This window comes from Corynebacterium provencense (assembly GCA_900049755.1).
Taxonomy (GTDB): domain Bacteria; phylum Actinomycetota; class Actinomycetes; order Mycobacteriales; family Mycobacteriaceae; genus Corynebacterium; species Corynebacterium neomassiliense.
On record LT160593.1, the window covers coordinates 895,389 to 908,432 of the forward strand.

At 68.8% G+C, this 13,044-nt stretch carries 11 protein-coding genes and 1 tRNA gene; 6 read left to right on the forward strand and 6 right to left on the reverse strand.

Annotated elements, in window-relative coordinates; translation table 11 throughout:
• Window positions 1-92 precede the first annotated feature (92 nt).
• Together BN3906_RS10495 and BN3906_RS10500 are read left to right on the forward strand one after the other, a co-directional pair.
• Window positions 93-1,217, forward strand: coding sequence for a pyridoxal-phosphate dependent enzyme (locus BN3906_RS10495; protein WP_078057364.1), 1,125 nt, complete (start codon window positions 93-95; stop codon window positions 1,215-1,217).
• On the forward strand, window positions 1,214-4,516 hold the full coding sequence (locus tag BN3906_RS10500) for an FAD/NAD(P)-binding protein (RefSeq protein WP_066588063.1): 3,303 nt from the start codon (window positions 1,214-1,216) through the stop codon (window positions 4,514-4,516). Before BN3906_RS10495 ends, BN3906_RS10500 begins: the two co-directional genes overlap by 4 nt.
• 69 nt (window positions 4,517-4,585) lie before the next feature.
• Here BN3906_RS10500 and BN3906_RS10505 read toward each other — a convergent pair whose 3' ends face one another.
• The 4 genes from BN3906_RS10505 to BN3906_RS10515 form a co-directional block, all read right to left on the reverse strand.
• Window positions 4,586-5,422, reverse strand: a complete 837-nt coding sequence (locus tag BN3906_RS10505) for an MBL fold metallo-hydrolase (protein ID WP_066589822.1) — start codon at window positions 5,420-5,422, stop codon at window positions 4,586-4,588.
• Between the two features lie 193 nt (window positions 5,423-5,615).
• Window positions 5,616-6,080 (reverse strand): RidA family protein, encoded by a 465-nt coding sequence (locus tag BN3906_RS10510; protein ID WP_066588066.1) that lies wholly within the window; start codon window positions 6,078-6,080, stop codon window positions 5,616-5,618.
• 2 nt (window positions 6,081-6,082) lie between these two features.
• On the reverse strand, window positions 6,083-6,235 hold the full coding sequence (sp36, locus tag BN3906_RS14850; RefSeq protein ID WP_174217089.1) for a Sp36 family protein: 153 nt from the start codon (window positions 6,233-6,235) through the stop codon (window positions 6,083-6,085).
• A 186-nt stretch (window positions 6,236-6,421) separates the two neighbouring features.
• A complete protein-coding gene (locus tag BN3906_RS10515; RefSeq protein ID WP_066588070.1) occupies window positions 6,422-6,844 on the reverse strand; it encodes a WhiB family transcriptional regulator in 423 nt (140 codons plus the stop codon).
• A gap of 486 nt (window positions 6,845-7,330) precedes the next feature.
• Here BN3906_RS10515 and BN3906_RS10520 point away from each other — a divergent pair, with 486 nt between their 5' ends.
• From BN3906_RS10520 to BN3906_RS10535, 4 genes are all read left to right on the forward strand, one after another.
• On the forward strand, window positions 7,331-9,148 hold the full coding sequence (locus BN3906_RS10520; RefSeq protein ID WP_078057501.1) for a transglycosylase domain-containing protein: 1,818 nt from the start codon (window positions 7,331-7,333) through the stop codon (window positions 9,146-9,148).
• Between the two features lie 52 nt (window positions 9,149-9,200).
• Window positions 9,201-9,602 (forward strand): hypothetical protein, encoded by a 402-nt coding sequence (locus tag BN3906_RS10525; RefSeq protein WP_066588073.1) that lies wholly within the window; start codon window positions 9,201-9,203, stop codon window positions 9,600-9,602.
• An 84-nt stretch (window positions 9,603-9,686) separates the two neighbouring features.
• Window positions 9,687-10,646: a metallophosphoesterase gene (locus BN3906_RS10530; RefSeq protein WP_066589823.1), complete on the forward strand. Its 960-nt coding sequence runs from the start codon at window positions 9,687-9,689 to the stop codon at window positions 10,644-10,646.
• Window positions 10,647-10,763: 117 nt separating this feature from the next.
• Window positions 10,764-10,837, forward strand: a tRNA-Pro gene (locus BN3906_RS10535).
• 99 nt (window positions 10,838-10,936) lie between these two features.
• Here the strand turns inward: BN3906_RS10535 and BN3906_RS10540 are convergent.
• Window positions 10,937-12,061 carry an HtaA protein gene (locus tag BN3906_RS10540; RefSeq protein WP_261796970.1) on the reverse strand — a complete coding sequence of 375 codons (1,125 nt, stop codon included), beginning with the start codon at window positions 12,059-12,061 and terminating at the stop codon, window positions 10,937-10,939.
• A gap of 111 nt (window positions 12,062-12,172) precedes the next feature.
• Window positions 12,173-13,024, reverse strand: a complete 852-nt coding sequence (locus BN3906_RS10545; protein WP_066589828.1) for an aldo/keto reductase — start codon at window positions 13,022-13,024, stop codon at window positions 12,173-12,175.
• Window positions 13,025-13,044 lie beyond the last annotated feature (20 nt).

Here is a 13,044-nt window from a genome sequence, read left to right on the forward strand (position 1 = left end):
GCACTCTCCGACGATTACGCCGCGCCCCGGGTACGGAACTGCTAGTTTCGGACCTGATGCAGGGCCACCTGCAAGAATTGAGGGCCAGGCGCATGAGGTCACCACACGTCGGAACCGACCCTGAAATCGACCATCCGGGCGAAACCGGCACCGGCGGGGCAGCCGGGCCCGGGGGCGGGGGCGGGGACGCCGGAACCGGCACAGACGGCATCGACTCCTGCGTGGGCGGGACTCCACTGATCCGCCTCAACCGCCTCTGCCGGGCCCGGGGCGTCTCCGTCTGGGGAAAGATGGAGGGGTTCAATCCCGGGGGAAGCGCGAAGGACAGGACCGCCCGGGCACTCCTCGATTCAGCGGTCTCCACCGGTGTCACCGGACCGGGGGGCACTGTCGTCGAGTCCAGCTCAGGCAACCTCGGGGTCGCACTGGCCCGGTCCTGTGCCCTGCGCGGGATCAGCTTCCACTGCGTGGTGGATCCGAGGGTCAACCGTCAGACCGTGGCGGTCATGGAGGCTCTGGGGGCGACCATCCACCGGGTACTGTCACCGGATCCCGCGACCGGGGACTGGCTGGCTGCACGCCGTCACCGTGTCCGGGAGCTGCTTGAGACGCTCCCCGGATCCGTGAACCTCGACCAGTACTCCAACAGGGCCGCACTGGACGCCCACGCCGACGGCACCATGAGAGAGATCATCGCGCAGCTCGGCCACCCTCCCGACCATCTGCTCGTCGCCGTGAGCACCACGGGAACGATCGGGGGGTGCCTGCGTCTCCTGCGGCGGATCGGGGCGTCCACCACCGTCACCGCCGTGGACGCCCGGGGTTCGGTCCTGTACGGGGGGACACCGGGGGAGAGACCTCTTCCCGGCTACGGCGCCGGCGTGGTGCCTGAGCTCTCCCGCATGTCCTCCCCTGACCGCCTGGACCGGGTCAGTGCGCCGAGAGCTGTGGCCGGTGCCCGGCTGACCGCCCGGCGTGAGGGTTTTCTCCCCGGCGCCTCCGGAGGAGCGGTTGTTGCCGCGTTCATGGCCCTGCGGTCGGCGATACGTCCGGGCGAGGACGCCGTCCTCGTCTTCCACGATTTCGGCAACGCCTACCTCGAGACCCTCTACGACGATGACTGGGTCAGAACCCACATCGCCGAACCGGGTGACCTCCCGGATCTGGACGGTTCGACGTCCGGCGTCTCCGGGGATTCTCCGGGGGCTGTCCTGTGACCGCCCCCGGAACTGTCAGGGTGGCCGTGGTCGGTGCAGGACCGCGGGGGTTGTGGGCGGTGGAGGAGTTGACGGCACAGGCCGCCGCCCACCGGGTGCCGGTGTCGGTCGAGGTGTGGGACCCCTCCCCTGCCGGGGCCGGTTCAGCCTACGGTCCGGGGCAGCCGGACCACTGGACGATGAACGTGTCCTCCTCGATCGTCCGCACGGCCGCCGGTTCCTTCGACGGGTGGCGTCGGTCCCGTGGGGAGGCCCTGCCTCTTGACCCGTTTCCGCCGAGATCCCTCGTGGGCGAGTTCTTCGCCTGGTCCTGGCGGGTTCTTCTCTCCGGACTTCCCCGGGGCTGTACGGTCCGCCATGTCCGGGACAGGGTCACCTCGGTGGAGCCTGCTGACGGAGGTGACGGCTCCGACGGGTGGTCGCTGACATGTGGTGACGGTGTGCACCTGTACGACGAGGTTCTGCTTGCCACGGGTCATGCGGCCCGGTGGCCCGGAATGCTTCCCCGGGATGCCCGTACCTGCGGCGTCTATCCTCCCGGGGAGCTCTCCGCGGTCGCCCCGGGGTCGCGCACGGTGGTGCGGGGTACGGCTCTGACGTTCATCGACGCCGCCCTGGAACTCACGGTGGGCCGGGGCGGCTCCTTCGTCCCCGCCGCTGACGTCGGGCCGGGTGTCCGGGCCGGTTCCGGTGGCCGTCACGACCTGGTCTACGTGCGTTCCGGACGGGAGCCGGCCGCCATTGTTCCCGTGGGCAGGAGGGGACGGTTCATGGAGGTGAAACCTGACCCCCGGCTGCCCTTGGCGTCCGTTTCCGCGGAGGACGCCCTGACCGCCGGCCGGGCACGGGCACGGATCTGCGGGGATCTGGCGGAGCTCCGGGAGGTGGTCGCGGACTATGCCGTGGTGCTGCTGGACCGGGTCCGGGGTACGGGGTCGCACGATGAGGTCACCGCGGTCCTCGACGGGACAGACGGGGACGATGGACCGTCCGGGGGGTCTCGGACGCAGTCCCGGCAGGCGGTGGAGGAACTGCGCAGGTCGCGCGATATCGCGGTCGGTGATCTTCCCCCCGGGCCCGCATGGGCGGTCGGACAGGCGTTCCGACAGCTCTACCCGGCCGTCGTGGACCGGGTCGCAGACACCACCCGCCCTGAACTCACCGGATTCCGCGCTCTGGCAGCAACCCTGGAGCGTGTGGCCTTCGGCCCCACCCCCGGCAACGCGTCGAGACTGCTCGCCCTCATCGACGAGGGCATCGTCGACTGCGGGTGTCTCACCGGAATTGTGGCACCGGAAGGCACAGACAAGACTGCAGGCAGGGGCGCAGACAGAGATGCAGACAGGGATGCAGACCACGTGGTGGACGCCGTGCTCGCGCCCCCCGGGGTCACTCGGGGCTCCCTTGTCGACTGCCTTGTAGACGGCCCTGTCGACGGCCCTGCTCGCCGGACCTCGCCTGCCTGCACCACCGGTGGCCGCAGGGCACCCGGTGAATCCGGCACCACGGTCCTGCCCCCGGACGGCAGTGTCCCCGGATACACCCACCTCACCGTGGTGGGCAGGGACGTCGAGCCCCGACGTCCCGGTGCGGACACACTGTCGCGTCGGCTCCACGACGTCATCCCGCGGTGGGCTCAGCGGGTCATCCGGGACCACGGGCGAACCACGGTCAAGGACACCCGTGCCCACGCCACCGTACCGTTGACGGGAAGGCTGGAGCCCTGGATGGTTGAACTCCTCGAGGACCCGGACACGGTCAGCTCGCTCCTGGACGACCACGGTTCCCCGGTCAATGTCCACCACACCGCCCCGGTCCTGAGAAATGCCGGGGAGCTTGTCGGGGCCGGCCGGGACTGCGGGGTGGACGTCCGGGTGTTCCTGGCGCGTAAAGCCAACAAGATCCTCACCGCGGTGGACACCGCCGCTGCCGCCGGACACGGCATCGACGTCGCCGGTGACAGGGAACTGAGCCAGGTGCTGGCACGGGGGGTGCCCGGGGAACGTGTGATCCTCAGCGCTGCGGTGAAGCCGGTGGAGCTCATCGACGCGGCGGTCAGGGCCGGTGTCACCGTCTCGGCGGACACTCCCGCGGAGGCGGAGCGGGTTCGGCGGGCGGCGATCTCGGCCGGTGTGACCGCTGTCTCTTTTATACATCCTGAGTGGTTTAAAAGACAGGCGCTGCGGGTGGCGGTACGGCCCGGGGGGGGCGCCGGCCCTGCCTCCCCCCAGTTTGGGCGGGTTCGGCGGGCGGCGATCTCGGCCGGTGTGACCGCCCGGGTGGCTCCCCGGATCGCCCCCGACCCGTCGACGCTGCCGGCGACCCGCTTCGGGGCGTCCCCGCACGAGTGGATCCGCTGGATGGAGGACACCGGTTCCGGCTGTGGCGGGGACTCCCTCACGGTCTGCGGAATGCACGTGCACCTGCACGGCTACTCTGCCGCGGACAGGAGGACTGCCCTGGGACAGGCACTCACGGTCGTGGACGCCGCCGGAGAACTCGGTCACCGTCCGGAGTTCGTCGACCTCGGAGGCGGGGTGCCGATGAGCTACCTGGACGACGCGGAGCAGTGGGAGGCCTTCCTCAGGGAGCGGGCGCGCGTCGCCGTCCGGGACAGCGGGATGCCTGCGGACGAGGGCTTCACGTGGAAGGATGATCCGCTGCGCACCATCTATCCTTTCCATCAGGGCCCGGTCCGGGGCGGATGGCTCCGTGACCTGCTCACCGGACCTGTGGCGGTCGGGGATGTCACGGCGACGGCCGCGGACGCCCTGACCGGAAGGGGACTGCGGCTGCACCTGGAACCGGGGAGGTCCGTCCTCGACGGAGTCGGGATGACCCTGGCCAGGGTCGCATTCCTCAAGGAGCGCAGTGACGGGGTGCCGTTGATCGGGCTGGAGATGAACCGGACCCAGTGCCGGACAACCTCCGACGATTTCCTGGCTGACCCTGTTCTCGTTCGCTGCGGGCCGGGTACGGGCCGGACCGGGGCCCGCAGCGGCTTTCTCGTCGGCGCGTACTGCATCGAGGACGAGGTCATCCTCCGACGCCGGGTGACATTCCCGGACGGGGTGGAGGTGGGCGATGTCGTGGCCCTGCCGAACACCGGCGGGTACTACATGCACATCCTGGAGAGTGCGTCACACCAGATCCCGTTGGCTGTGAATCTGGTCACCGCAGAATCCACCGGGGTCCCCGGGGCCCACGGGACGGGGGGACGCGTATCACGCGGGCGGGGCGCAGATCAGGGAACCGTGTTTCCCCCGCTCCGGTTCGTCGTCGACCCCGTCGACCGCTGAGCCTGCAGAACTCCGGCCGGCTGGTTCAGGGCCAACCGGTTTCTGCCGGCCGGCTTCTGCCGGTGACCGTCAGTTCGTGGGCAGACCGAGGTAGCGCAGTGTCACCCGGGTGGACTGCTTCGCCGCCGACCGCAGTACCGGGTCGACATCGGTGTATATCGCGTCGACGATCTGTCCGACCGTGGCGTCCTCCCCCAGTTCCTTCACTGCGGCGGTGACCTGGGCGATCCTCTGTTCACGGCGGTCGATGTACTTCTCCACGACCTCCGCGGCATCGGCACGGTCGGGGCCGTGACCGGGCAGCAGACGGACGCCGTGACTGCGCTTCTCGAGTTTCCGGAGGGAGTCGAGGTAGTCCCCCAGATCACCGCTGGTCTCGGAGATCATCGTGGTGTGCCGCCCGGCGAGGGTGTCACCGCTGATGATTCCTTCGACATCGTCGTCTGTTCCCGCGGCGCCACCTGCACCGTGCACGAAGAAGCAGACCGAGTCACCGGTGTGCCCGGGGGTCGCGACGACCTCGATGGTGGGGGTGAGACCGTCGACGCGGATCAGCTCACCGTCTGTGAGCACCTCCCCGCCGGCGCAGTAGCGCGGATCCAGGGCCCGTACCGGCGCCCCGGTGAGCTGACGGAACCTGGCGGCCCCGTCAGCGTGGTCGCCGTGATGGTGGGTCAGGAGGATGAGCGCGACTTTCGCTCCCCCCGCCTCGGCCCTGGACTGAAGCACATTGAGATGCCCCTCATCCTGCGGACCCGGATCGACGACGACGGCCGCCCGGTCTCCCGGAGCCCGGATAATCCATGAATTGGTGCCTTCGAGAGCGGTGTAGCTGGGATTGTCACACAGCACCACTCCGACCGAGTGGGTGACGGGACGCAACTGGCTGTAAGCGGGATGCTCCATGAACCCGATCCTACTGTCATCCACCGCCCCACCGCCCGGCTGATCCGCGGGGAACTGCCGGAGACCCGCTTCGTGTGGATCGGGGACGGGGACGGCAAAGACACCGGGTGGAGCAGCGGCGCAGGTCCCGCGCCGGTGCCCGGACGGCCGCGCAGTGGCGCGGGAGCGTGTGGAAGGGGGGCTGCCACCGACCTCAGTCGGCGACGCGGACGATGAGCTCGATCTCCACCGGACTGCCGAGCGGCAGTTCTGCGACCCCCACCGCGCTGCGCGCATGGGCGCCGGCGTCACCGAAGATCTCCCCGAGAAGTTCGGAGGCCCCGTTGACGACGCCGGGCTGACCACCGAATCCGGGAGCAGAGGCGACGAATCCGACGACCTTGACCACCTGGACGACCGAGTCGAGGCCGACGAGGGCGTCCACGGCGGCCAGGGCGTTGAGGGTGGCGGTACGGGCGTAGTCGCGGGCCCGGTCGGGGGAGACCGCGGCGTCCTGACCGACGGAACCGGTGGCGGGGAGTTCCCCGTCGACGAAGGGGAGCTGGCCGGAGGTGTAGACAAGGTCGCCGCTGCGCAGGGCCGGCACGTAGGCGGCGACAGGTGCGGCAACCGCGGGCAGGGTGATGCCCAGTTCGGACAGGCGTGCGGTGGCGGTCATCCCTACTTCTCCTTCTTGAGGTAGGCGATGTGCTGCTCCCCGGTCGGCCCGGGGAGGACGGTGACGAGTTCCCAGCCGTCATCTCCCCAGGTGTCGAGGATCTGCTTGGTGGCGTGGGTGAGAAGCGGAACGGTGGCGTATTCCCAGGAAGTCATGGAGCAAGAATACTGCACCGTCGGGAGGAGCCGGGCGGACCGTCATGCGACGCCCCGAACCGGATACCCAGAACCGGATACCCCGGACCGGCTCGCCCGGGCAGGACCACGGAACCGGGGTCCCCGTAATCAGACGCGGGAGATCAGGCCCCGGGAAATCAGGTGCGGGAAACCGGGCGTGGCAGATCAGGCACTGCGGCTGTCCTCGTCAGCGGGGTTGAGCTGCCCGGCGAAGAAGTCTGCCCAGCTGGTGATCTCGGGGTGCCTGCGCAGCAGGGCCCGGCGCTGACGCTCGGTCATGCCGCCCCAGACACCGAATTCCACGTTGTTGTCGAGGGCGTCGGCCCGGCACTGCAGGACGACGGGACAGTGGCGGCAGATGGCGACAGCCTTGCGTTGGGCTGCTCCCCGGACGAAGAGTTCTTCGGGGTCCACGTTCCGGCAGTGTGCCTGCGTGACCCATTCGCCGCGGTTGGAGAAGGACTCCCGGGTGGTCACCTGCTGCGCTGTCCGTCGGAGTACACCACTGTCTGCCCTGCGGGTGTCGGAGCCGGTCTGGTCGGCGGTGCGGGTCACACCGTCGGAGGCTGTGCGGAGCGGAGCAGTCATCGGAGAGACCTCCCTGTGAGAGTCGGTTAAGGCTGTCCGGCACCCCGTCTGGCGGCTTTCTGGGCCGTCAGCGGCTCGCTGCCGGAAACTAGATGTAAGTCTATTCACACAGATTTAGAAGTGTCTAATAGCTCACATCGCCCTCCATTGTGGGACACGTCACGCTTCAGGACGACAGTGTGCCGGCGCCGACATTGTGACTGCCACCACATACTTTGCCGAAATCGTCAACCCCCCCGCTCCTTTTCACCTCGTTACCGCAGGTCATCCGCATTACTCCCCCTCCATCCCCGGACGTGGAAGCCCGGACCGACAGCTCCTTACCGCACCCGACACCGGAGCCGTCAGAGTTCCGTCCATGATCCCCGAAACGTCTACCCCCGCGACTACCCCCGTTGTCGGATGATGAACCCCGTCCCCGGCCCACCTTTTCCCTCGGGCACCGGACCCGCCACCCGAGGGCCTCGTCCGGATACTGTGTCCTACATGACCGGACCCCACAAGACTGGAAAAGCGGCACCCGGGTCCCCCTTCCCCGGCCTGCCGGGGCTGCTGGCCGCAGTCCTGCTCACCGCGGTCGTCCTCACCCTCGCCGCCGTACCACTCATCGGCGGCGCCGGGGTGGCGACCGTGGCAGCGGACGAGACCCTCAGTTCCGACCTGGAGGACATCGACGCCAACAGGTCACTGCCGCTGGTGTCCACCGTCACCGACCGTGAGGGGAACGTGCTGGCCAGGTTCTACAACCAACGCCGCTACCAGGTCGGTTCCGACCAGATCTCACAGCACGTCAAGGACGCCGTCGTCGCCGTGGAGGACCGCAGGTTCCTCGACCACGACGGGGTCGACGTCCGGGGGACCCTGCGGGCACTCGCCGCGAACGTGGCAGGAGGAGGAGTCGAACAGGGAGCCTCCACGATCGACCAGCAGTACGTGAAAAACTACCTCCTGCTCATCGACGCCGAAGACGACACCGACCGGGACGCCGCGACGGAGACCTCGGTGACCCGGAAACTCCGCGAGATGAAGCTCGCGGTGGACCTCGACAGGAACTACTCAAAGGACGAGATCCTCACCCGTTACCTCAACCTCATCTCGTTCGGGCGCGGTGCCTACGGCATCGAGGCGGCGGCCCGCACCTACTTCGGGACTTCCGCCGCCGAACTCGATGTCCCGCGGGCGGCCCTGCTCGCCGGCATGGTGCAGTCCACCACCGCACTCGACCCCTACGACCATCCGGACGCCGCCCTGGAGCGCAGGAACATCGTCCTCGACTCCATGGTCTCCACCGGGGTCCTCTCCCCCTCCGACAGGGATGCCGCGGCCTCCGCACCACTCGGAGTCTCCGAGACCCCCTCGACCGAACCCTCCGGATGCATCAGCGCGGACGACGCCGGGCTCTTCTGCGACTACGTGCTGGACTACCTCGGCAGTCACGGTATCGACGAGGCCGTGCTCTCCGAAGGCGGCTACACGGTGAAGACCACCCTCGACCCCGCCGTCCAGGACGCTGCCGTTGCCGCGGTCAGACAGCAAGCTGCCCCGGACGCCGAGGGGGTCTCGGTGGCCTCCGACTTCATCGCCCCCACCGACGACGGTCACGAGGTGGTCGCCATGGCGTCCTCACGCCGTTACGGGCTTGACGAGGACGCCGGACAGACGGTTCTCCCGCTCACCCACTCGACCGTGGGGAACGGGGCAGGGTCCGTGTTCAAGATCTTCGCCGCCGCGCAGGCGCTGTCGGAGGGCGTCATCGGTCTGGATGACACGGTCAGGGTCCCCGCACGGGTCGAGGTCAGCGGAATGGGTGAAGGAGGGGCCGAAGGCTGTCCCCCCGGAAAGTACTGCGTGGAGAACTCCGGTCCCTACCGTTCCACGATGACCCTCCGGGAGGCGCTGGCCACCAGCCCCAACACCCCCTTCATCGAACTCGCGCAGAAGGTCGGTGTGGGATCCATGGTCGACCTGGCGGTGAAGCTGGGTCTGAGGTCCTACGCCGAACCGGGCAGCTTCGACGCCGACACCTCCGTCGTCGACGCCGTCACCGCGACCGGGATGGGGTCGTTCGTGCTCGGACCTCTGGCGGTCGACCCCCTGGAACTCGCCAACGTCTCCGCGAGCCTGGCAGACCACGGCCGGTGGTGCCCGCCGACCCCCGTGCTCAAGGTCACCGACCGCTCCGGAAAGGACGTCACACCTGAGGTGGGAGGATGCGAACAGGTCCTCGACCGGAAGGCCGCCGACGCGCTGGCCGTCGGACTGGGCGGGGACGCCGGTGACGGGCAGGCTCTTATACACATCTAGATGGGGATAAGAGACAGCCCCATTGTGGGACACGTCACGCTTCAGGACGACAGTGTGCCGGCGCCGCCAGTGGGACCGCCGCCACATACTCTGCCGAAACCGTAAACCCCCTCTCGACGCCGGTGACGGGACCGCGGCGGCCGCGGCCCGCAGCGCCGGGTGGTCCGGACCGGTCTCTGCGAAGACCGGGACGACGGAGTCGAATCAGTCGGCGGCCTTCCTCGGATTCATTCCGGGACTTGCCGGGGCCACATACGCCTTCAACGACGGCGGTTCCGTGCAGCAGTTGTGCAGTTCCCCGTTGCGGCAGTGCGCGTCCGGTGACCTCTTCGGTGGCGGTGAACCGGCGCGTGCGTTCTTCACCACACTGACGGCCACCGCCGGCCTCTACGGCGGCGGGGCTCTGCCGGAGGTGGACAGGTCGTTCCTCCACGGACGGGATTCCCGGCTCTGACACCGGCACCGCCGCAGTAACGGACCTACCTGTGGATACCGGCAGGTGGAGGGTCTTTTCCGGCGCCCCGGTTACACTGGTCCGGTGACCAATTCAGCACTGCGTACCGCGCTCACCGCCGGTGGAGTCCTCGCCGCAGCGGGCCTGACCACCGCGGCAGGGGGTTTCCTCGGGACCCGGGACTTCGCACTCAGGGAGGTGACCGCCCCGGTCCTCGAGTCCGGGACCTTCGACAGGTTGAGCAGGTTCCACGGCGACGGCCGCCCCGCCGGACGCCGGGAGTTCACCATCCTGCATGTCTCGGACCTGCACATGCTCGCCCACCAGAAGATGAAGCAGCGGTGGGTGTCGGCGCTCGGGGCCCTGGAGCCGGACCTGGTGGTCAACACCGGCGACAACCTCGGAGAGCGCGAGGCGGTTCCCGGGGTCCTGCAGGCGCTCGACCCCCTGCTCCGGCGCCCGGGGGTGTTCGTGTTCGGCAGCAACGACTACTACGCCCCCCACCCGGTCAACCCGGTGAACTATCTCCTGGGCAGGAAGAACCCTCCGGGTGACACGGCCCTGCCGTGGCAGGACATGCGGGCGGCCTTCCTCGAGCACGGCTGGGAGGACGCCACCCACCGCCGCATCGATTTCACGGTGGACGGGCTGAGGCTGGCCGTCGGCGGTGTCGACGACCCGCATCTCGACCGTGACGACTACCCGGCGCTGGGCGGGGGGCCCAACCCCGGTGCGGACCTGGCGCTGGGCCTGTCCCACTCCCCGGAGCCCCGTGTCCTCGACCAGTTCGCCGCAGACGGGTACCAGCTGACCATGAGCGGCCACACCCACGGCGGGCAGCTCTGCCTGCCCGGAGGGCATGCTGTCGTCACCAACTGCGGTATCGACCGTTCCCGGGTCTCGGGCCTGTCCCGGTGGAGCGAAAGGATGTGGCTGCACGTCTCCAGTGGGCTCGGGACGTCGAAGTACGTGCCCTTCCGGGTGTTCTGCCGCCCCTCGGCGACTCTTCTCCACGTGGTGGAGAGGCCTTCGGTACCCGCCTGACGGCACGCCGACGGTACCGGGAATGACCTGCAGCTTTGCTCAGCAGGTCCGGGCAGTCTATAGTTTGTCCTCGTTGCGACACAGCCGCCTGTCACGGGCGACGGTGCCGTTCCAGACCGGGGTATGGCGCAGCTTGGCAGCGCGCTTCGTTCGGGACGAAGAGGTCGTGGGTTCAAATCCCGCTACCCCGACAGCCACAGAGAAACCCTCCGACCTGTTCACCGGGTCGGAGGGTTTTCTGCGTCACCGCGCAGCCGGCGGACGGACGCCCGCAGAGCGGTGCCCGGCGGTCAGCCTGCGATGCCCACCTGCCCCAGGTTCACCGGGCCGAGGAAGAGGTCTGTCGTACCGTTGTTGTCGACGAGGACGCCCAGCACGCGACGGGTCACGGCGTCGTCGGAGGAGTTGTAGGAGTCAGACACTTCTGCGGTGAGTAGCCGGGTCCCGTCCTCCCGGGTCTCGATCCACGGATCTCTGACCACCACATCCGCCAGCGAGAACCTGGCGGTCGCATGGACTGTGCCCCGGTACCGGACCACGTTACCGTCGGCACCGTCACCCTCCACCCGGGAGTAGGAGACCCTGCCGTCGTCGAGGACCTGTGCACCGTCTCGCGGGACAAGTTTGCCGCCGGCAGTCGTCGCCACCTCCTCGACCACCCCGGCGTCCAGCACGAGGTCGGCCGTCGGTGCTGCGGGCGTGTTCGGTCCGGGCTCCGGCGAGAACGGGAGGGGGACGAACAGTTCCTCGGCGGCGTTGACCGAGCCTGCAGCCGGGTAGACGTACACCCCGAAGTTGTCCCCGGGGGTCTGCTCCGGGGGATCGACGACGATTCGCGCGGTGAAGGTGCCGTCCTCGTTCATGCGCTGGGATTCGCGGGCGATCGGCGTCCTCATGTCCAGCGGTGCGGTGGGCAGGGCCTGCAGGGAGGAGTCCGGGAGAACCCAGGCCAGCTCGTCGTGGGGGTGGGTGCGGGCTTCCCCCGGGGCACCTTCGGAGGGGCGCCACTGATCGCCGAAACCGGAGTAGAGCACGTAGACACCGTTGGGCACCCCGGGTGCCACCGGCATGATGAAACCTCCCCGGTTGGCTTCCGGCGAAAAGCCGGTGCCGTGGACGAGGAGGACGTCACCTCGGTGGGCCACCGAGGTCTCCGTCACCGGCGTGCCGTCATCGAAGGTGACACTCACCGAGGGGTTCTCTGCCACGGGCGGGAAGAGGGAGTCCGGGACGGTGGGGAGGGTAGCCGCAGAGGCCGTGGCTCCGGCGCCGGGTGCGACGAGACCGGGGACGAGAAGGGCGGACACTGTCAGGACGGACGCTGTCAGGACGGCGCCGGCACGACGGGTACCGCGGAGGGAGTTCAGAACACGGGGATGGCGGGCGGCACGTGCCCGGCGCTGAGGAAACGTCATGGAATGAGCATAGCCTCAGCTAGGCTGTTTCACCTGTGGTCTGCGACCGCTCCTCCGGTGTGCCCCTTCCCGGGGGTGGAACCCGCCCGGGGCAGGGGCGGGAGACCGGGGTCAGAACTCTTCGTAGACCGCCGGGTCCTGGTCGTTCAGCCGACCGTCGGGGCGTCCCAGTGCGGTGATCGCCGCGATCTCCGCGTCAGTGAGCTCCAGCTGCAGGGATTCGAGGTTCTCCTGCTGACGTGCCCGGGAGGACGCCTTGGGGATGGCCACGGCCCCGAGGGCCCGGTGCCAGGCCAGGATGACCTGCCCGGGGGTGGCGTCATGGGCTGCTGCGGCGGCGCGCACCGGTTCCGAGTCCAGGGAGGTCCCGCGGCCCAGCGGGCTCCAGGACTCTGTGATGATGCCGTGTCCGGTGTTCCAGGCCAGGGCTCCTTCCGGGGCGCCGGCCAGCGGTTCGTTCTGGGGGAAGGAGGGGTGCAGTTCAATCTGGTTGACCTCGGGCAGAACCCCGGTCTCATCCTCGAGCCGGCTGAGGTGCTCCGGCAGGAAGTTGCAGACGCCGATGTGTCTGACGAGTCCACGGTCACGGGCTTCAATGAGCGCCTTCCACGCCTCGACGTAGAGTCCCTGTCCGGGATTGGGCCAGTGGATGAGGTAGAGGTCCACCGGACCGATGCCGGCACGCCACACACTTTCGGCGACCGTGTCGAGGGCGTCCTCCCGGCGCTGGTACCGGCCGGGAAGCTTGGTGGTGTAGATCACCTCGTCGCGGGAGACGGTACCTGCGGTGACGGCGTCACGGATCCCGGCACCGACGGTCCCCTCGTTCTCGTAGTTGTAGGCGGCGTCGATGAGCCGGTAGCCGAGTTCCAGGGCGGTGGTCACCGAAGAACGTCCTTCTTCCCCGCGGAGCTTGTACGTGCCGAATCCCAGGGAGGGCAGTGTCAGTGGTTCAGAAGTCATGGTGGCCATGGTAGGACCAC